Origin of the sequence: Pseudomonas alvandae (assembly GCF_019141525.1) — a bacterium.
Lineage (GTDB): Bacteria > Pseudomonadota > Gammaproteobacteria > Pseudomonadales > Pseudomonadaceae > Aquipseudomonas > Aquipseudomonas alvandae.
Genome location: NZ_CP077080.1, coordinates 337,077 through 356,211, shown reverse-complemented (window position 1 = coordinate 356,211; position 19,135 = coordinate 337,077). Strand labels below are relative to the sequence as shown.

The following is a 19,135-nucleotide window of genomic DNA, read 5'->3' as shown; positions in this document are numbered from 1 at the left end:
GCGAACCCTCGCGCCGGATCATGAGGAGGCACATATGGCTATCGTCAAGAAAGCATCGGCTCACTGGGAAGGTGACCTGAAGACCGGCATCGGCTCCATCTCCACGGAAACCGGCGTGTTGCGCGAAGCGCCCTATGGTTTCAAGGCCCGTTTTGAAGGCGGCAAGGGCACCAACCCGGAAGAATTGATCGGCGCGGCCCATGCGGGCTGCTTCTCCATGGCGTTTTCGATGATCCTCGGCGACGCCGGGCTCAAGGCTGACAGCATCGACACCAACGCCGAAGTGACCCTGGACCAGGTCGATGGCGGCTTTGCGATCACCGCAATCAAGCTGATCCTCAAGGCCAAGATCCCCGGCGCCACCCAGGCGCAATTCGAAGAACTGAGCAACAAGGCCAAGGAAGGTTGCCCGGTTTCCAAGGTGCTCAACGCCAAGATCACCCTGGATGCGACGCTGGTAAGTTGATGGACCGAGAAGACCGCAGCCTCTGGAAGGCTGCGGTCTTCTTTGATTTGCGATCTATTTACCCGAAGGCAATTGTGATCGAATGCAAGTCTGCAGTTTCAGCGCACCGGCAGTGCGCGCTGTATCGAGGAGTTCGAGCATGAAACGGTTTGCCCTGGCAGTCATCGGTTGCGTATTGGCCACTTCGACCCTCGCGGCCCCCAAACCCTGCGAAGAACTCAAGACCGAGATCGAAGCCAAGATCCAGGCCCAGGGCGTCACGTCCTACACCCTGGAAATCGTCACCAACGACGAAGTCCACGACCAGAACATGGTGGTGGGCACCTGTGAGAACGGCACCAAGAAAATCATCTATCAGAAGAACGATCGCTAGGCAGCGCTACGGAACACAATTGATTTGCCGATCCTCAGCGACGATTTCGCGCTTGGCGTTATAGAGCCGGGCGCTGGCGGAAAACGCAATATTGCGCCCTTCCAAGCGATAACGTTGGCCGGCTTCAAAATGGTCGTAACGCACGAGCATGTAGCACAGTCGTTCTTGAGGCGCGCCCTGCATGCCCAGCCCACCGCCGACGAAAACCTCAAAGTCGAAGCGCACTTTCAGTTCATGGCTGCCCGGTGAAACCTGGAAAAATCGTCCGTCAGGGGATTTTTGACCATCCAGGCTTTCTGCCATCAGCAGCTTGCCGCCCGGCATCGGCGTGGCCAGATCGATCCACGCCATGTTCGGATCGACCTGCGGCAGCGGGCTCGAAGCACAACCGCTCATGGCAACGAGGGCCAGCCACAACATGTGTTTACGCATGGTGAATATCCTGGAGTCAGGTCTTGAGCATAGCGCTTATCAGCTTTGCTGGCAGCCGGCTGGCGTGCCTTGGCCCACCACTTTGCGCTGCTGGTCGTAAAGCTTGGCCCACGGACGGAAACCGATGCTGCCGGCTTGCAACTGGTAGCGCTGGCCCGCGTTGAAATCCTTGAATTTCACGTTCAACCGACAATCACGCCACAGCGGCTCGGCATTCGGGCCAATGTTGCCGGGCTCCACGGCAAATTGATAACGCACCGTCAGCTCGTGGCTACCCGGTTGAACTTCGAAGTACCGTCGATCGATGGACTGCTTGTCATCGACTTCCAGCGCTTGCAACGCCGTGTCCTGATGGTTTCCCAGGTCAATCCACGCTTGGGAGGGATCAGGATCGGGCAAACCGGCACAGCCGGTCAGCAGCAACAGGCCACTAGTCAGCATCAACACGCGCATAGCGAAGCTCCGGGCAGGCGAGATAGTCTGGAGGCAGACTTCCCAGGATGATTCCAAATTGATCAGGCAGCGTTCACGCCATCGGTTACTCGACCGTGTTTTCCGGATTTTGTTTCCAGCCCTCCTGCTTTTGTTACTCAACGGTTGTGCAAGCGTTGCTTATTACGGCCAGCTCGCCAGCGGACAACTGCGACTGCTACAAGCCCGCGAGCCGATCGACCGCGTCATCGCCGACCCCGCCCGCGATCCAAAACTGCGCGCGCACTTGAGCCAGGCACGCGAGGCCCGGGCGTTCGCCAGCGCACACCTGCACCTGCCCGATAACAACAGCTATCGCCTGTACGCGGACATCGGCCGCCCCTTTGTCGTCTGGAACGTCTTCGCCACCCCGGAGTTCTCCCTGGCCCCGCAAAACCACTGTTTCCCCATCGCCGGTTGCGTGGCGTATCGCGGCTATTACAACCAGGGCGCTGCCCGAGGCGAGGCCGCGTTGCAGCAATTGCAGGGCATGGACGTGTCGATTGGCGGCGTGGAGGCCTACTCGACGCTGGGCTGGTTCAACGACCCGATCCTGAGTTCGATGCTGCACTGGGGCGACGAACGCCTGGCGACGCTGATCTTTCATGAACTGGCGCACCAGCGGTTCTACGTGAAGGACGACACGGCATTCAACGAATCCTTCGCCACCTTCGTCGAACAGGAAGGCACCCGCCAATGGCGCACCCATCGCGGGCTGGCGCCAGACAATGGCAACTCATTGCGCCAACGCGACCAGTTCATCCAACTGATCCTCGACACCCGCCAACGCCTGGAAACCCTCTACGCGCAACCCCTGCCGGCCGAGCAGATGCGCCAGCGCAAGGCCGCTGAATTCGAACGCCTGCGCAGCGACTACGAGCGAATGCGCGACAGCCAATGGGCGGGTGACAAGCGCTATGACGCCTGGGTCTATACGCCACTGAACAACGCCCGGCTATTGCCGTTCGGCCTGTATGACCAATGGGTGCCGGCGTTTGCGGCGTTGTTCAAGCGGGAAGGTGGGGATTGGGTTGCGTTTTATAGCGCAGTTGAAAAGCTCGGCCGATTGCCGGCTGATGAGCGCAAGGCAGCCTTGGAGGCATTGACTGCCCCCAAAATTGCTGACGATTGAACAGGTTTCATCGCGAGCAAGCCCCCGCACCAACCTTCAAAGCACCGCCGCTCCCCCTGTGGGAGCGAGCTTGCTCGCGATAGCGGCCCATCGAGCGACGCATATCCAACTGAAAGACAAACCCAACAGCCCTTCACCACCAAAAAGCTCCACCTACCCATGCGTCCCGCAACCTCGCAACACTGATCCCGCGCCGCGCCGGATCAAACGCCAACGCCTCACGCAACGCCAACCAGCAGCGCCGCGGCAGCTTTCTCGGTGCCTTGAGCTGGCGCTCCAACCCGATATCACGCGCCTGGTTCGACGGTAAACGTTGAAACGGATGTTTGCCGCACGCCAGTTCGTAGAGCACGCAAGCCAGGCTGTAGACGTCGGCGCGTGCGCAGAGCGGTGCGCCTTCGAGCAATTCGGGGGCGGCGTAGCCTGGGGTCCAAGCGTTGAGGCGGTGGCGATTCAACGAGGGCAAGCCGTTCAACGGGCCTATTTCAGCCAGGCCCAGGCCGAAATCGAACAAGCGCACACCGTCTTCACACACCATGATGTTGCTTGGCTTGATGTCACCGTGCAGCACGCCTCGGTCATGGGCATGGGCAATGGCATCGAGCAGCGGCACGGCTATCATTTTCAGCTCGGGCCAAGACAGACCGAGGGGCCGTTCGCAAAGTAACTTGTCCAGCGTCATGCCGCGCATGAGTTCCATGGTGATAAAGGCAAGCCGGTGAGTGGCGTCCACTTCGAAGGTGAACGGACGCAATACGTTTGGATGCAGCAAGCGTCGAGTCAGGGCGAACTCGCTGTAAAGCAACGTGCTCGCGTCCGGTGCCCCATCAAACGCCTCGCTGAGCATCTTCAGTGCAATGTACGGATCCGGATCACCGAATTGTTCAAGAAGCAGGTCTCGGGCCCGATATACGACGCCCATGCCGCCAGCTCCAAGCAAACGTTCCAGGCGATAGCGTCCCGCGAGTATCTTCGGCGTTTCGCCGGCACAAGATTGGCTCGGTTCCAGCGTAGGCGATGCATCGGTGGAGGCGAAACAGGTCCGATGACGCTCGCCGTCACGTGGGAGCGCTTGTGCCGATTCAGGGCTGCTCACGCGCCAATCACCACAGCCGTCAGGTTATCCCGCGCAGCGCCCCTCAAAACGCCCTCGAACAGACATTCGAGCACCTTGGCTGGGGACGACAGGCTCATGGCGTCGCCAAGGGTTTGGCTACCCAGATCCTGATAAACGCCATCGGTGCACAACAAGAATTTATCGCCACGCTGAACATCCAGTTCCAGTATTTCCAGCCTCAACTCTTGCGAAGCGCCTATCGCTCTCGTCAATGCTTTCGCGGCGGGATGAGCATTGGCCTCGTCGCGACTGAAGCGGCATTCAGCGACCAGTTGTTCGCGCAGCGAGTGATCCCTGGACAGTTGATATAAATGCCCACCGCGCCAGAGATAACAGCGGCTGTCGCCCGCCCAGACACACGCCGCACGGCGACCTTCCAGCAATAACGCCACCACCGTGCTGCCCAAGATGCCGAGCGGATTTGCCGCGGTGACGGTCAGCTCCTGACTCAAGCGCCGATTGGTCCAACGCAGGCATTGGCGCACGGCGTCCAAGCGCGCGTCGAAGTCTCGATACAGGGGCAGATCGGCGAGATTGGCGACAATCAATTGGCTGGCGATATCGCCGCCCGAATGACCGCCCATTCCATCCGCCACTGCCCATAACCCCCGTTTCGGGCATTCCAGGAGTGCATCCTCGTTCCGCTGACGAACCTTGCCAGTGTCCGTCCGCGCGGCACTACGCCAGTCGCAGGCATGATGCATCAGAGCTGCGCCGGCATTCTGAAAGTGCGCAGCGCCGTCATATCGAACGGGTTCGGTGTGCGCTGGCTCGTCAACAGGAAATTAGCCCGCAGCCCGCCAAGATCGGCCTTGAGCACACGCACATCCCGACCGGCCAGGTACTCGGCCTGCATCAAGTCGAACAGACGAAACAGTGACCACGGCCCGGTATTCTTTTCGATACCGACTCCCCGCCCACCGGCCATTCGCTCCAATAGCAGGGAGGTCCGGCCGCCCTGCGCGTCAGTGGGCCAAGTGAAGGCCAGCGGCTGTATAGGTCCGTGACGGTACTCCAGCGTCTTGTCGCCGAAACGAAATTCGGATCGGCTCACGGCCGGGTCGAGTGTGTAGGGCTCAAGCTTGAACTGAATCTGTGGCTCGGCTGGATTGTCGATGAAAAAACCCTGGCGGATCGTATGGGCCGCCGCCATTTGATCCAGATAGGTTCTGGACATCGGCAAGCTCTGGCCGTCGAGGCTACGTAGACGGTAGCTTCCTGGGGTACCGCTGACGAACGGGCGCATATAACTTTCGAAGAACCGGTCGACGATGCCCTGATCCTTGAAGAACTCGCGAAAGTCATTGATCGCGACGTCACTGGCGCTGTGTGCGCTGAATGGATACCGCTTGCTGATTGCCTTGCGGTAAAAACCGTACAACTCGCCCTGGTAGCGCTGGTTGAGGTGACGGTAGGAATCACTGAGTACGATGCGCCAGCCATCGTCGGCCAGCCCGTTGAACCACCCGTCGAATGGGCGCGGCAAACGAGCCGATGCGCTACGCAGGCTACCCAGTGCGTCTCGCTGGCCACCCATGCGACGCTTCGCCAACTCGAATGCGGCTTGCTCCGGATCACTGGCCCGGGCCAGGGGCGCCAACTGCGCGTGGGTGTCTTCCAGCGCTTGCAAAGCCAAGGTCAGATCCACGGAGGGGCCGTTGTCAGGCTCAAGCAGGCGGTGCAACGGTTCGAAACGCCGTCGAAGGGATTTTTGCCCGGTATCCGGCAGTGAGGTTGCCAACGAGTCGGCGGTTTGTAGGGCCGCAGAGACAAGTTGCGTAATGGTGTTGTCGCTGTTTCCGGGCGTTTGCACCGGCTTGCCCATCGGTTCGACAAGGCCTTGGATGCGTGTGTGCTCACGTACCTGCACCAGCAATTGCAGAACCGGCGAATGGGCAGATGTCAGCCGCGCCAGTTGATCGGCCATCTCGCCTGCGCTGTGCGCCGTTTGCAGGGTGACCTGTCCGATCGCTTCGCTCCAACGGTCGGCATAATCACGGAAATAGAACTGTTCGAGCTCGATCAGAAGCTGGCGCATGTCTTTGCCGCTGAGGCTTGCGCCTTCGCCCAAGACCCAATTGTCCCGTAGCAACCCGCTGATCAGGCGGGTGCCTTGAGTTGAAAAATATTGCTCGTAACCCTGGCGGGTATAAAAACCTGGAATGACATGGTCAGTGCCGACCAGCAACGCCCCTTGGGGGCCAAGGTGTTGGTCGAGGCTGTATTTCGGCAAGTGGCTCGCCTGCTCCCGCAGCATCCGATAAACCACTGTAGCCAGGGACTCACTGCGCAACGCGCCCCGTGCCTGGGCCACCAGCGGCTGGTTGATTTCCAAGACAAAAGGCTGTTCCAACAGACGCTCGAAATGGTCCCTCAAGCCGTTTTGCACCGCCTCGTTACCGGGATAGCGCAGCGACCATTCTCGAGTGACCCAGTCCATGAGCCAAGGGTGATCGCGACGTTCGGGCTGGGCCAGCATCAAGTATGCGCGCAGGCTGTTGAGCAGATTTTCGCGCTCATTCAAGCGGCCGTGAATCTGCGCCTCCAACATTTGCGCAACCTGGGGTAGGAGCTGCGTCTTCAATTCGCGCTCATAAGCACCGAGCACTGCGGGACTGGCCGCCTCCCCTTGGTACAGACCAATGCGCTCGTACAGCGGCAGAGCCTTGGCGGGTGGAAAAACCTCTGTTGCGTTGAAACGGATATCAAGCGATTCGAGCATCGCGACAGGATCGTCATTTGCCACCCGCGCCGAACGGTGCTGGTCCCAACGTTGCGCCAACGTTCGCAGGTGTTCCAGGCGCTCGTGATTAGCCGAATAACCCTTTACCCACAACAATCCGAGCAGCCCAAGGGTAGCGAACGCGCCTAGGTAGATAGCCTGCCGCCACTCGATAGGGCGGCTCCGCTCGCGCTGACCGGGGCCCACCAAATCGGCCTCCGGGAACATGACTCGGGTAAACAGGTGATGAATGAATCGTCCGCTGCCCCTTTCACGTGGCGGCGATGTCTGTCCGCCTGCCAGGCGAGATGACGCGGCAGCGCTGGTCAGATAGAACCCCCGCAGCGGACACGCCTCGCCTCTGAAAGCCAGCTCGAACAGCAGGCACAGGTGAGGCCCGAGCTGCGCCAGTTGTTGTGGGAAATCCAGGATGAGGCCACGGCATTCACTGTCGCGCTCCTGATGCAAACGCAGGAGCAACTGGCTGTTGAGTCTCTGCAACAGCGCCTCGAACTCGCCACGCAACATGGCCATGTCGCAACCGCGCTGCGCCCCGCTGAAGCTCGCCCCCAACACCTGGTCGGCTTCCTCGCGCGTCAGCGAATCGAAGAACTCATTGAAGCCAGGAATGATGTCCGCCTTGCTGAGCACCAGATAGATCGGCACGTTGGCGCGCAGTTGTCGTTGAATCTCCTGCACACGGCTACGAATCTGGCCGGCCAGGTCGATGACGTCTTCTTCACAACCCTGCAATAGAACTTCAGCCGGCACGGCCACCAGCACGCCATTGAGGGGACGACCCCGGCGGTCTCGACGCAGAAGGTCGAGCAAGACGCTCCAGGCGCTACCATCCACCTCTTTATCCGTCTGGGTCAGATAGCGACCGGCGGTGTCTATCAACACCGCTTGATCGGAACAATACCAGTCGCAATCACGGGTACCGGCCATGTCGAGCAGAGGCTTTCGCTCAACACCATCGAACGCAAATTCGACGCCTGAACGCTCTAGCAGGCTGGTCTTGCCGCTGGCGGTCGGGCCAATCAGCAGATACCAGGGCAAGTCCTTGAGACTGCGTTTCCCGCCACCGGAATAGACGCTTGAGGATGTTCCCAGCGCCCTCTTGAAGCGCGAGCGAATTTCTCGCCGTGCATCGTCGACCCTGGCCTGGCCAAGCGTGCGAGACGGGTCAGCATCGGGTTGGCTGGGTTTTTCTATCTTCCCGGACCGCTCGTTGAAGAAAACCATACCCAGGCCCCACGCCAGGAACAACAGGCTGATCGTCAACAAGCGTGCCGTCGGGGATGCCCAGAATTTATGATCGTCGATCGCCAGCAACGGCCCGAAAAACCAAACCAGCCCCCCGATACAAAGCGCACATAACAACGTCCAGGCCCAAGTCTGGCGCAGACAGGCCCCCACTTTTCTGAAAAGCGATTTCATGACACGTCCCTGTTTACGGCTGCGCTTGAACCACAGCCGGCTCTAGTAATTGATAGGGTTGCAGAATGCTTTCGCGCTGCTCGTCCAACACCCAGGCGAAGCCCGCGTACATCACGCCCAGGCACGCCAGGGTAAAAAACGCCACGGTCCAGGCGGGAACAACGCGCACCGGACGGCGAGGTGGGGCAACCAGCCCTTCCCAGTGGGGTGAAAGTTGGCGTGGCGCATCGCCTCGTACCTGACGGATCGAGCGATACAGCGAATCACGGATGCCAACGAGCTCGAGCCCCCCGCGCGCCTGGACCCGATATTTGCCCTCAAAGCCCAAAGACAGGCACAGATACAGCAGCTCCAACAGGTGCAAATGCTTCACCGGATCTTTCGACAGCCGATCAAGCAATTGGAAAACCTTCTCGCCGCCGAACGTTTCATTGTGAAACGTGCTGAGCAGGCTGATTTGCGACCAACCGCTGCCGTATCCCCACGACGTGACGACGACGGCTTCATCCAGGACCGTGCACAGCACGTAGCGAGCAGCGACCAGCTCGCTTTGCTCGATGTTGGCGTGCAATGCCAAGGCTTCAAACTGCTTCAACTCCAAGGTCAGTTCTTGCTTGAGGTCATTCAGATCTGCGCGGTCGCGGCCCTGCTTGAGCGCCATCATCTGGGCCAACAAGCCTGACGCAGCCGCCACCAGGGGATTAAGGCTGGTCACGAACCTTCGGGACCGTGGCTGGCGTGCGGCATAAATCATTCGATCTTCCAGCTGTTCGATACGCGGCGGCGCAGCAGCGTCGGTCAAGGGGCCCGAAGCCGGGCGCTGTCCGTGAAAATCGAGCAGGACGGTAATGTCGTCTTGAGGCATGTCCTTATCCATGTCAGTCAGTTCCTGATGGCCCAAAAATTCAGTGCCAGCTCAGCGAATTCACCCGACACATGAAAGGCAAAGCCCGCTGAACGCTTCACCTGGGCAAGGTCCTCGACACTGGGTTCAAGGAGGAAATAGGTCTTGTTGGCATGGAACGCAATCTGCCGCGGCGCCACGGGCAAAGGCCTGATCTTGATGCCCGGCAAATGCAAATTGACCAACTGGCGAATGCGCTCCACCGAACCGATCTTGAGATGCGACGGCAAGCGATGGCGCAACTCCTCGCTGTCACAATGGGCGCTCGCGGCCAGTACGAACGAAGCCGAGTCCAGCAGTGAAAGGTCATGCATCGGCGAAACGCTGATTCCGTACTGGCGTGCCTGCAATTGCAGCTCAATGGCATGCTGTTCGAGCACCATCGACAGCACTTGCCGGATTGCCTGCATGAGGCTTCGAAAGCACGCACCCAGATCGCTGTGTTGGTAGCGGTGATCGAATGAAGGGCGCTTGCTGTCTGTTGAATAGGTGGCCAACTCGCCTAGCAGAGAAAGCAGCGTTCGATAGAGGGTTTCAGGGTGAACCTGTTCCAGGTCCAGAGAGTGACGCAGCAGCAATTCGGTACGGTTGATCAATTGCAGCATCATGAAATCGCCGACTTGAACCGCACCCGCTTTGCCGTTGGAAAGAATCCGTTCGGCGAGGCTTTCGCCCCGGTGGCCAAGCATGCCAATGACTTCCTTGAGGCAGGACAGCAGGTAGCCGGATGACTTGGCCTGGATGAACGCGGGCACAAAATCCGTATCGAGCCTGATCCCACCATCAGGCGTGGTATCAAGGACTTCGCACACCTTCAACTTGACGAAAGCCTGGTCGCCCTGCTGCTCGCCCAGCAGCAAGCGTACATCCGGGCGGCCACAGCTGATCTGACTGCTGAAAGCGTCTGCGGCGTTGGAATCATTTACCTGCATTTCATAGGTGATATAGCGCGCCAGCACATCGGCTTGCTCGGGACGACGAGACTCGACCCGATTGCCGGTCACCAGCGGCAGGGCGAGATAGATGGGCGTGTTGCAGGTGTTGGACGGCACTTCCAGGACCATCGGCTCGGCGTTGCCGTCCAATTCGAAGAAACTGCCGTCTGGCAAGACACCCGAAGCCTTGCTGACGATCAGCCGCCCCATGTTCAGAAACTGCAGATCGATTTCCAGTGTCAGGAAGCCCCAGGCATAACCACCCAACAAGCGTGTGCGAAGCTTGAGCTGATGATCGAAATAACGATCGTTGTGCTGCAAATGTTGCGGGCGCAGCAACATTCCTTCCTGCCAGATGACCTTATCGTGATTCATTGGTCGTCCGCCCTGGCAAGGCTTTCGAGATGGCTGGCAATGCCATCCTGATCAAGCATCAGATGCGCTTCAGTCACTCGTGCCGCAGCGATGGGCACCGTGTAGCGCCACTGTGTCCGAGGCAGGTCACGGTACGCGGCAAGTACCCCGACATAACGACCGCCTCCTGCGACGGCGAGCCTGAGCGTGACCGTTTCGCCGGGACGCAACTCCAGTTCTTCGCGAGTGATCAAGTCAGGCGCCAGGGACTCCCTGGCACGGTCATAAAGACTGAAGAAGTCAGCATTCTCAAAAGCCACCGGATGCTTGAGTTCAAACAGGCGCACCACGACAGGAGATGGCCGCCCGTTGAGATCCGGGTTGAGCTGATCACTGGCAGTGAGGGTGAGATTGAGTTTGGTCATCGTTGAGAACGGCGACAGGCTGGCACAACCGGCCAACAACGGCGAAACCGCTAGCGTCAACGTCAGCGTCTTGAAAAAAAGCAGGGTGCGGCGAGACATGTACGTCATCCATGAAGATCGTTTTGCAGAGTGGATACCAGGCGGACCTGTTCCTCGTATGCCTTGGCGAAGTCCCGGGCCAGCAGGCGTTCCACCCAGTCATCGTCTTCGCACAACGCCTGGTGATAACGACCGAATGCCCGCCAATGGCCGCCTGACGTACTGATCAACGGTCGCTGCTCGCGCTCCATCCGCAGGACCAGTTGGCGAGGCGAAAAATGTTCCAGCACCGTACGCAGGGTGGACCGGGTGGCGGCCAGCAAGGCCACTTGGTGGGCCTGGAGGTCATTAAATGAGCGGGTGATAGCCTCGCTGGCCGACAACTGGAGTGGCACGCCTGGCTGCAACAACAGCGGCAGGGCGTCATCGGTGTACTTCAGCGGATTTTTCCGAGGGCCGTGGAAAAAGGTCTGGGCCAGACGCAGCTCGCCCTTCAACTCGGAACGAGTACGCAGACTCTGTTGCAAGCCTCGAACGCTTTGCTTGAGCAACTGCGCGACGTGGATCGCCAACGCCTCGCGGGCCTCCTCCTCCATATCCCCGAGGTCCATGCCTAGCGAGTGGCCAAAGCGTTGCCAGAAGTCTTCCTGTGCGAGCTCGGAGGGTTGGGGTGTCAGGAAAGGCCCCTGCTCATTGCCCGCGTCGACCAGTTCTGGCAGTCGCAGGCTTTCCATATCGGCCCGCACAGAGTCCGAGCCGTAAGCGGGCATCGCGCTGGGATTGAGCAACTCATCCATCTCAGAAAACACACGCTCCTGTCGGTCCAGGCCCTCCAGCGGATCGAGCCCCATGAAAGCGTCGTCCGGAATGAGGTTGCCACTGGATACCGAGCGGTCGACATCGGCAATGCTGTTACCCGAACGAGCCACCAACCGCGCCAGGAGCTCGCATTCGCCCATGACATAGATATCCCCATCCCTAATGGGCACTGGCCCGCCTTTAGGCAGGCGCGCACCGTTTCTGCGGTGGGATATGCCATTGCCGCTGATGTCCGTGAGAAAAAACGCGCCTCCCTGGAAACTCACCCGCGCATGGCGCTTGGACAAGAGTCGCTCACTGTCCGGAATGACCCAGTCACACTCCTCGCCCCGCCCGATGACGCCGCCCGCCGTCCCGAAAATCTTCCGGCTCGGGTTCGGGCTGACAAACTGCCTGGCATCCAACCTTTCGAAAATGACCTCCACCGATGCTCCTCCTTGCGTTCACTTACCGCGATTTACCGCTTGCGGATCACCCAATGGGCGATAAGTGCTGTCATTGAATTTGTAGTTTGCGTAGCAACCACCGAGGCCGAACAACACGACAACGGCCAGCAGGAAGATTTGCCAAGGGTGAGCGGTCATCCAAAGTGTCCTGAAATAAGTGAATGGGATTAGAAGCACGGCGTCAGACTTCGGCGTCCTTGCGGCGAATGTTCAGCCGACTCATCCGATACAACAGCGTGCGCAGCGGCAAGCCGAGCTCGCGAGCCGTCAGCGTCTGGTTACCGGAATTCTTGCGCAGGCAATCAATCATCAGGCTGCGCTCGATGTGTTCCATCCGGTCGCGCAGGCTTATGCGACCTTCATCGGGTCGGTGTTTAATGTGCAGGGCAAAGTGCTCTACGCGTAATTCGTCGCCCTCGCACAACAGCACCGCCCTTTCGACGATGCCTTTGAGCTCGCGTACGTTTCCGGGGAAGTCATAGGCAGCCAGGTGGGCCAGCGCAGCGTCGGACCAATGCACAAGATCGCGCTGCAGAAGCGCACAAGCCTTGTCGGCGAAGTGCCGAGCCAGTTCGATGATGTCGGGGCCACGCTGACGCAGCGGCGGCAATTGGATGGGAAACTGAGCAAGGCGGTAATACAGGTCCTCGCGGAACTTGCCTTCGCTCATCAACCGTTTCAGGTCGCGATGGGTAGCGGCGATGATGCGCACGTCGATCTTGTGGGTGAGGTTCGACCCCAACGGACGAATCTCGCCCTCCTGCAAAACGCGCAACAGCTTGGCCTGGAGGGACAAGGGCATGTCGCCAATTTCATCGAGCAATAATGTGCCCTTGTCAGCCGCGTCGAATAAGCCGATGCGGTCACGATCGGCGCCGGTAAACGCGCCCTTGCGATAACCAAACAATTCGCTTTCCAGCAGTTGCTCGGGAAGCGCCGCGCAGTTCTGGACGATGAACGCCTGCGTGCGACGCGGCCCGCAATCGTGGATCGCCCGGGCCACGACTTCCTTGCCGGTACCCGTCTCGCCATACAACAGGACCGTGTACGGGCTGTTCACGACTTTGCTGATCAGTTGACAGCTCTGGCGCATTGCCGCGCTCTTGCCGATGAGGCCGAAACCATTGGCGCTCGGCAGGTTGATCGCCACAGGCCGACCTTCAGCGGCAGGACGCCGTTGGTGTTGCAACAGCTGGATCTGCTTCAGCGCGAACGCCCCCAGATAACCCAGGGAATCAGCGAATCCCTGCAGTTCGATCTGCTGGGTGCTGGCGCAAACCAATACCCCCTTGATCCCGTCCCCGGTGGCTAGCGGCACACAGAGCAGCGATTGCCACGGCGCAGCGCGGGCCGGCAGGAAACGCGTATCGTGCAGGCTGTCGCTCAACGCACCAAGGCATACCCTGCGATTCTGGCGCAGGACGAATTGCAACAGTTGCTCACCGTCGTAATCGACAGGCAAGCCGGCCGGGTCACGAAACTGCAATCGGTCTTCCAGGCATTCGGTACTCAGTTCCAGGCGACAGTGCGCGGCATCCACCAGAAATAACTGCGCCAGCTCACAGCCACTGAGCCGCGCCGTCCCCCTGATGAAATCGCCGAGCAAGGTCGCATCGTCCGCCGATTGCGAAAGGCTGGAAAACTGTCCCAGCAGCGCTTCGGCGTAAGCCAGCGGTTCAGGCACATGACTCAACAACGGCCCCATCACTTGAACTCACACGTCACGCGGGCTTGTTCATCGAGCGTGGCGTGTACCTGCTGTGGTTGTTCGCCGATGGCCATGGCCGCGAGCAAGCCGTCGGACAACCCGGGCATCAGATGCAGTTCGAGCAATTGATCGATGAGCCGCGCACCGCTGTCGCTGTGGGTGCAGCGCTGGACAAGGTAATCAACAAGCTGCGTGCAATAACTGAAGCCCAACTGGCGACGCTGCAGCCGCTCGCCCAGACGACCCAGCTTTATTTCCACCAGCTCGCGCAGCACCGAGCCGCTGACGGGGAAATATGGCACCACACGCATACGGGCCAGTAACGCCGGTTTGAAATGCCTGCTGAGCAGCGGCCGAATCGCTTCTTCGAGTTGTTCGGCACTCGGCGCTGCCCCGTTTTGGCACAACGCGCTGATACGCTCACTGCCCAGGTTCGACGTCATCAGAATCAGCGTATTGCGAAAGTCGATCTCCCGCCCTTCGCCATCGTTGGCCAGGCCTTTGTCGAATATCTGATAGAACAGATTCAGCACGTCCGGATCGGCTTTTTCGACCTCATCGAGCAACACCACCGAGTAAGGCTTTTGTCGAACAGCCTCGGTGAGCATCCCGCCTTCGCCAAATCCGACATAACCTGGAGGCGCACCGATGAGCCTCGAAACCGTGTGTTTTTCCTGAAACTCGGCCATGTTGAGTGTCGTGATGAACCGGTCGCCGCCGTACAGCAACTCGGCCAAGGCCAATGCCGTTTCGGTCTTGCCAACCCCACTCGGCCCTACCAGCAAAAACACACCCGCTGGGGCGTCGGGTTTGTTCAAGCCTGAGGCGGCTGCGCGCATCGCTCGATCAAGCGTCTGCACCGCCGGTTCCTGCCCCCTGATTCGGCTGCGTAGATCTGCCGCGAAACGGGCGATTTTCACGTTGTGCTCGCAGGCCAGCTGCGACAGCGGGACACCCGTCCACGCATTGATCACTTCCGCCACCAAGCGCGGGCACACCTCAAAACTGACCAGGCGTTCTTCGGCCTGTGCATCCACCAAGGCGTTGTGGGTTTCATGCAACGCCGCTTCCAGCGTTTCGATCTCCAGGCCCTTGTCCGCCCGATTTTCCCGCAGCCCAGCCAGTTGCCGGCGCAGCGATAACAAACGTTCGGCCAGAACGCTCTGCTCTGTCCATTGGACTTCCAGGCATTGGCATTCCTCTTCGATGGCCTTCAGTCGTACCCGCAGCGCTTCCAATGCCTGGGCATCGATTGACAAGCCGGCCTCTGCATCGCGACACAACGCCTGCCGCTGGCGCTCACCTTCGGCTAATTCGCCACGCAGGCGCTCAAGGCGTTGCGGCGCGGCAGCAAGGCTGATGCGCACACGGGCGCACGCGGTATCCAGCACATCGACCGCCTTGTCCGGCAACTGACGCCCCGCCAGGTAGCGTGCTGACAACTGCGCCGCCGCGACCACCGCATCATCGCGCAGATAGATACCGTGGCTCGCCTCGTAGACCCCGGCCAGCCCCCGCAGGATGGTCACCGCCTCGCTGATGGTCGGCTCGTGCAACTGCACCGGTTGGAAACGACGGGCAAGGGCTGGATCCTTCTCGAAATATTTTTTGTATTCGCTCCAAGTCGTCGCCGCGATGGTGCGCAGCTCGCCTCGGGCCAGGGCCGGCTTGAGCAGGTTGGCCGCATCGGAACCACCAGCATTTCCACCCGAGCCGATTAATGTATGAGCTTCGTCGATGAACAGAATGATGGGGCTGGGCGATGTCTTTACGCCCTCGATTACCCCATTGAGCCGCCGCTCAAATTCGCCTTTCATGCTGGCTCCGGCCTGCAGCAGGCCCATGTCCAGCGACAAGACCTCTACACCCTCAAGCCCTGACGGTACTGCCCCGGCGGCAATGCGCAGGGCCAGTCCTTCGACAATGGCTGTCTTGCCCACGCCTGCCTCACCGACGACGATCGGATTGTTTTTACGTCGGCGAGACAGGATATCGATCATCTGGCGGATTTCGCCGTCCCGGCAAAGCACGGGATCCAGCTTGCCGTCACGGGCCTGCTGCGTCAGGTTGTGAGTGAAGCGCTGCAGAAGCGAATCGCCTTGAGCAATGGCGTGTCCAGTCGCCTGTTGAGCCTGCCGTGACAAGGCGAACGCCTTCAGCCGGTCGATGTTCAACCGAGCGAGCAACGATTGGTAATGAGTACCGGCATGCCGACCTGGGTTGCGCAACAACGCCAGGATCAGCGCAGCTTCAGTGACGTTGCTCTGGCCCAGCTCGAGATTGGCCAACAGCAGCGCATCCTGAAGCCATTGGATCAACTCCGGCGCGAAGACCGGGTTACGCGAAGCGCCGTGTTCCGCACGCGGTTGCAAGGTTGCGTCCAGCTCGCTCGCGCTTATCCCGGCATCCTGCAACGCGCGCCCGAGCAGCCCTTGTCCTCGCTCCAGCAAACTCTGCAACAGATCTTCCACCAGGACCTTGCTTGCGCCCCGATCCACGCATCGCTCGGCCGAGCGCTCCAGGTCGCGGCGGGTATCCGCGTCCAGCGCCTGAATGAGTTGCTGAAGGTCTACGTTGATCATTTCGTTGGTTCCTGATGAATTCTACTGCTGAGGGTCACTACGCCAGCGGCTCGCTCGTGCCCCAGCCAACTGGCCCATCCCAATCGGCAGGTGTTCCGTTCGCCGATGCGCAATTCGCGTATTTCGTCCCGCCGCAAGACCAGGCGGATGTCGTATTCAAGGGGGTCGCGCAGGGTGAATCGCACCAACGCGCACAACGGCTGGTAAGCGACACCGATCGGCAGGAACTCATGGAAGCGTTGCCAATCCAGTTCCAGGACATGAATGCGGAATTTGCCGCTGCGATCACGAATCCGCTCGCCCAGCACCAGCTCTTCGCTAAGCAGGCTGTTGGCCCTTCCCAAGCGGTTGCGCTGCTCGTCGAGGATGTCCACTCGCCGCTCGATGCACTGCTCCAGGTGCAATTCGGGGTGCTTGAAGTAGTAACGCAGCACGGCTTCGATCAAGGCCGCCGAGTGGGCACGAAGGCTCAGCAGCCCCAGGTAAGGCAGCAAGCGCTTCCAGTTCAGTTGGGTATCCCTGCGAATGGCCTCGCCCCTGAGGCCGACGAGGGCGAATAACTGCTCGGAAAACCGGTCCTCGGCGCCATTGCGAAAACTCGCCCGATAACGGTACTTGCGCCAGATAGGCAACATCAGGCGCTGGAGGCGATCATTGAACACGTCGAGAAACGGACGAGTCGGTTTGTCGTCACCCTCACCCGACACCTGCTCACCATAGAACGCCGGCAAAGGCGAACCTGAGCCCACCAGGCCGATCAGATTCAGGCACAGGCGCGCCCGCAGTTGCCCATGCTCTTCAAAGAATTCGACGTATTCGATATCGCTGGCCGGGAAGCCCAGGCTCGGGTTGGCCTGGAATTCCAAGTGCTCATACAGTGCCTCGTCATCCAGGTGAGGATGGGCTTCGCGCAGCCGATCAATCACCAGCAACACCGCCTGAAACAATGAATATTCGCGTATGCCTCGTGTCAGCGCGCTCATAGAAGCGGCTGCTGGCCCATGCGGGGTGTCCATCGGTACACCTCTCCCTGTGTGCTGTTTACCCGCAACTCGTGATACGAATTCAGGCTGGCATAAAGCGCGAAAAACTCATTGAGAACCGATGCAAAGACAAACACGTCGCCCTCGCCGATGTATCCCTGTGGGTCGATCGTCAGCTCTGTGCACAACCCCCTGACCGGCAGACCGCGATGAAGCCGATCGACAGGCTGATGCTTGATCGACTTGAGGCCATCCAGCAGGCGCCTGCTGACTTTCTCCGAATGCTCGTCGTAGTAGCGGGGGAAATCGTAGGTTTCGAGTATCACCTTCAGCGCGTTGACGTCCGCCAGCGACAGGTAGTTGAGCGACATGTTGCTGATGAGTTTCCACAGGAAATCGCGCTCCAGGGGAGGCGCGAAGCTCTGGGTGACCGGGCCGATATTGCGGAAGCCGAGCGACTCAGGGCTTTTTTCGCCCGGCTGGTTGATGTCGCCTGGCTTGAGCTGGCGGGGCAGGTTCTGGTTGGTACACATCAGCTCGATCGAAAGGGTTTCGTGGCCCGGTTTGTGCCGCACATCAAAACTCAAGCACGTATCAAGACCACCATGAAGGAGCGACGGGCGGTGGCGAATGCTGTAATAGGCGCGGTTGCCGGGCACATCGAAACTGGCGTCATGCTCGAATGATTCGAACGGCACGTAGGCTTGGTACCCCAGCCCGCCCGGGCTCCACCCGGTGACGCTTTCAACCGAAAACACACCGCAGTGCTCGGGGGCATATTGGGCCGGCAACAGCAGGTAATCCTCCTGCTTGCCGTCCAGGCGAATCGGCTGGGCATCGTGCTTGAACAAGTTGACGACAGGCGTGCAGTAAAGCTTCACGTTATCCAGCGTTGGCCGTATCCGCTGGGTACCGGTATTGCCAATATCGAAGCGAAGGTCCAACCCGCGCGCCTGTTCCAGCAGCGCTTGCGGCAACCCGTTGATGACGTCCAAGCCGTCGATGTCGACAAACAGGAATTTCTCCTGGAAAGCGAAATACTCTTGCAGGTAGCGATAGCCGCGAAAGGTATTCAGGGGATACGGGACCAGTGCGTGCTCTTCAGCAAACCCCACGGGCTGAACCCGAGTGGCGGGGATCCTGAATGTCACAGGCACTCCGTCCGTGGCGCTGACGGGCTGGCCGTCGCCGTCCAGAAGGACCACATCGAAATGTTCAAGATTGCGTAACAGATTGAGATAAAGAGTCTGGCTGATGTAACGCTCACCGGCCAGGTGCAGGCGCAGGCTGCCCAACTGCAACTCACCCAGATTGCCCTCGCAATGCATCTGCAGGCGCAGGCCCAGCACCGAACCGTTGCCTTTTACTGAGTGACTGACCCTTGTCAGATCAAGTGCCGACACCTCGGTCGGGTAACACGTGCGAAAACGACAACGTACCCCTTGGATCGGCTTGCTCTCGACCGGCGTGTCACGCTCCACGCGCAATGCAGGCCCCGACCATTGCAGCGGATCGAACTGCAAAATGCTGAACGCCGGCAACGGCCGCATATAGTTCGGCCATAGCAGTTGCATCAGTGAATGACTCAACTCCGGCAGTTGATCATCGAGCTTCTGGCGAAGACGACCGGTCAGGAACGCTACCCCCTCCAACAGTCGCTCCACATCGGGGTCCTGCCCGGCCTGGCCGAGGTAAGGTGCCAAGGCCGGGTTGCGCTCGGCGAAACGCCGGCCCGACTGGCGAAGCGCAGTCAGCTCACTCTGGAAATAATGGTTGAACGACATGAC

The 19,135-nt window shown here is 59.8% G+C and carries 17 protein-coding genes; 3 read left to right on the top strand and 14 right to left on the bottom strand.

Going from position 1 to position 19,135, the window contains the following annotated elements:
* Positions 1-34 precede the first annotated feature (34 nt).
* A complete protein-coding gene (locus KSS97_RS01595; protein ID WP_030139180.1) occupies positions 35-466 on the top strand; it encodes an OsmC family protein in 432 nt (143 codons plus the stop codon).
* 139 nt (positions 467-605) lie between these two features.
* Positions 606-839 carry a DUF1161 domain-containing protein gene (locus KSS97_RS01590; RefSeq protein WP_030139179.1) on the top strand — a complete coding sequence of 78 codons (234 nt, stop codon included), beginning with the start codon at positions 606-608 and terminating at the stop codon, positions 837-839.
* A gap of 6 nt (positions 840-845) precedes the next feature.
* Here KSS97_RS01590 and KSS97_RS01585 read toward each other — a convergent pair whose 3' ends face one another.
* Together KSS97_RS01585 and KSS97_RS01580 are read right to left on the bottom strand one after the other, a co-directional pair.
* Positions 846-1,271, bottom strand: a complete 426-nt coding sequence (locus tag KSS97_RS01585; RefSeq protein WP_030139178.1) for a PA0061/PA0062 family lipoprotein — start codon at positions 1,269-1,271, stop codon at positions 846-848.
* Positions 1,272-1,310: 39 nt separating this feature from the next.
* Positions 1,311-1,724 (bottom strand): PA0061/PA0062 family lipoprotein, encoded by a 414-nt coding sequence (locus tag KSS97_RS01580; protein ID WP_030139177.1) that lies wholly within the window; start codon positions 1,722-1,724, stop codon positions 1,311-1,313.
* A gap of 58 nt (positions 1,725-1,782) precedes the next feature.
* On the opposite strand from KSS97_RS01580, the gene KSS97_RS01575 reads away from it, so the two are divergent.
* On the top strand, positions 1,783-2,874 hold the full coding sequence (locus tag KSS97_RS01575) for an aminopeptidase (RefSeq protein ID WP_217860854.1): 1,092 nt from the start codon (positions 1,783-1,785) through the stop codon (positions 2,872-2,874).
* Positions 2,875-3,007: 133 nt separating this feature from the next.
* Here KSS97_RS01575 and KSS97_RS01570 read toward each other — a convergent pair whose 3' ends face one another.
* From KSS97_RS01570 to tssF, 12 genes are read right to left on the bottom strand one after another with little or no spacing between them, the layout of a single operon-like run.
* Positions 3,008-3,970: a serine/threonine-protein kinase gene (locus KSS97_RS01570; protein ID WP_217860852.1), complete on the bottom strand. Its 963-nt coding sequence runs from the start codon at positions 3,968-3,970 to the stop codon at positions 3,008-3,010.
* On the bottom strand, positions 3,967-4,695 hold the full coding sequence (locus KSS97_RS01565) for a PP2C family protein-serine/threonine phosphatase (RefSeq protein ID WP_030139174.1): 729 nt from the start codon (positions 4,693-4,695) through the stop codon (positions 3,967-3,969). The genes KSS97_RS01570 and KSS97_RS01565 overlap by 4 nt, the downstream gene beginning before the upstream one ends.
* Positions 4,695-8,153, bottom strand: coding sequence for a type VI secretion system membrane subunit TssM (gene tssM / locus KSS97_RS01560; RefSeq protein ID WP_217860850.1), 3,459 nt, complete (start codon positions 8,151-8,153; stop codon positions 4,695-4,697). The genes KSS97_RS01565 and tssM overlap by 1 nt, the downstream gene beginning before the upstream one ends.
* A gap of 13 nt (positions 8,154-8,166) precedes the next feature.
* Positions 8,167-9,030: a type IVB secretion system protein IcmH/DotU gene (icmH, locus tag KSS97_RS01555; protein WP_217860848.1), complete on the bottom strand. Its 864-nt coding sequence runs from the start codon at positions 9,028-9,030 to the stop codon at positions 8,167-8,169.
* Between the two features lie 5 nt (positions 9,031-9,035).
* Positions 9,036-10,367: a type VI secretion system baseplate subunit TssK gene (gene tssK, locus KSS97_RS01550; protein ID WP_030139171.1), complete on the bottom strand. Its 1,332-nt coding sequence runs from the start codon at positions 10,365-10,367 to the stop codon at positions 9,036-9,038.
* Positions 10,364-10,870, bottom strand: coding sequence for a type VI secretion system lipoprotein TssJ (tssJ, locus tag KSS97_RS01545; RefSeq protein ID WP_198798171.1), 507 nt, complete (start codon positions 10,868-10,870; stop codon positions 10,364-10,366). The genes tssK and tssJ overlap by 4 nt, the downstream gene beginning before the upstream one ends.
* A gap of 5 nt (positions 10,871-10,875) precedes the next feature.
* The gene (gene tagH, locus KSS97_RS01540) at positions 10,876-12,054 is read right to left on the bottom strand and encodes a type VI secretion system-associated FHA domain protein TagH (protein ID WP_217860846.1); all 1,179 of its coding nucleotides are present in this window, start codon (positions 12,052-12,054) and stop codon (positions 10,876-10,878) included.
* A gap of 18 nt (positions 12,055-12,072) precedes the next feature.
* A complete protein-coding gene (locus KSS97_RS01535) occupies positions 12,073-12,213 on the bottom strand; it encodes a hypothetical protein (RefSeq protein ID WP_030139168.1) in 141 nt (46 codons plus the stop codon).
* A gap of 43 nt (positions 12,214-12,256) precedes the next feature.
* Entirely contained in the window at positions 12,257-13,780 is a 1,524-nt protein-coding gene (locus KSS97_RS01530) for a sigma-54-dependent Fis family transcriptional regulator (RefSeq protein ID WP_438269619.1), read from the bottom strand.
* Positions 13,780-16,365, bottom strand: a complete 2,586-nt coding sequence (gene tssH, locus KSS97_RS01525; RefSeq protein ID WP_217860844.1) for a type VI secretion system ATPase TssH — start codon at positions 16,363-16,365, stop codon at positions 13,780-13,782. The genes KSS97_RS01530 and tssH overlap by 1 nt, the downstream gene beginning before the upstream one ends.
* Positions 16,362-17,381, bottom strand: coding sequence for a type VI secretion system baseplate subunit TssG (gene tssG / locus KSS97_RS01520; protein ID WP_217860842.1), 1,020 nt, complete (start codon positions 17,379-17,381; stop codon positions 16,362-16,364). The genes tssH and tssG overlap by 4 nt, the downstream gene beginning before the upstream one ends.
* On the bottom strand, positions 17,345-19,132 hold the full coding sequence (gene tssF / locus KSS97_RS01515; RefSeq protein WP_217860840.1) for a type VI secretion system baseplate subunit TssF: 1,788 nt from the start codon (positions 19,130-19,132) through the stop codon (positions 17,345-17,347). The genes tssG and tssF overlap by 37 nt, the downstream gene beginning before the upstream one ends.
* Between the last annotated feature and the right edge of the window lie 3 nt (positions 19,133-19,135).

What these genes read in the sequence shown, in the direction of transcription:
- KSS97_RS01595 (WP_030139180.1), top strand. Translation starts at nt 35, where the DNA reads ATGGCTATCGTCAAGAAAGCATCGGCTCACTGGGAAGGTGACCTGAAG.
- KSS97_RS01590 (WP_030139179.1), top strand. Translation starts at nt 606, where the DNA reads ATGAAACGGTTTGCCCTGGCAGTCATCGGTTGCGTATTGGCCACTTCG.
- KSS97_RS01585 (WP_030139178.1), bottom strand. Translation starts at nt 1,271, where the DNA reads ATGCGTAAACACATGTTGTGGCTGGCCCTCGTTGCCATGAGCGGTTGT.
- KSS97_RS01580 (WP_030139177.1), bottom strand. Translation starts at nt 1,724, where the DNA reads ATGCGCGTGTTGATGCTGACTAGTGGCCTGTTGCTGCTGACCGGCTGT.
- KSS97_RS01565 (WP_030139174.1), bottom strand. Translation starts at nt 4,695, where the DNA reads ATGCATCATGCCTGCGACTGGCGTAGTGCCGCGCGGACGGACACTGGC.
- tssM (WP_217860850.1), bottom strand. Translation starts at nt 8,153, where the DNA reads ATGAAATCGCTTTTCAGAAAAGTGGGGGCCTGTCTGCGCCAGACTTGG.
- icmH (WP_217860848.1), bottom strand. Translation starts at nt 9,030, where the DNA reads ATGGATAAGGACATGCCTCAAGACGACATTACCGTCCTGCTCGATTTT.
- tssK (WP_030139171.1), bottom strand. Translation starts at nt 10,367, where the DNA reads ATGAATCACGATAAGGTCATCTGGCAGGAAGGAATGTTGCTGCGCCCG.
- tssJ (WP_198798171.1), bottom strand. Translation starts at nt 10,870, where the DNA reads ATGTCTCGCCGCACCCTGCTTTTTTTCAAGACGCTGACGTTGACGCTA.
- KSS97_RS01535 (WP_030139168.1), bottom strand. Translation starts at nt 12,213, where the DNA reads ATGACCGCTCACCCTTGGCAAATCTTCCTGCTGGCCGTTGTCGTGTTG.
- KSS97_RS01530 (WP_438269619.1), bottom strand. Translation starts at nt 13,780, where the DNA reads ATGGGGCCGTTGTTGAGTCATGTGCCTGAACCGCTGGCTTACGCCGAA.
- tssH (WP_217860844.1), bottom strand. Translation starts at nt 16,365, where the DNA reads ATGATCAACGTAGACCTTCAGCAACTCATTCAGGCGCTGGACGCGGAT.
- tssG (WP_217860842.1), bottom strand. Translation starts at nt 17,381, where the DNA reads ATGGACACCCCGCATGGGCCAGCAGCCGCTTCTATGAGCGCGCTGACA.
- tssF (WP_217860840.1), bottom strand. Translation starts at nt 19,132, where the DNA reads ATGTCGTTCAACCATTATTTCCAGAGTGAGCTGACTGCGCTTCGCCAG.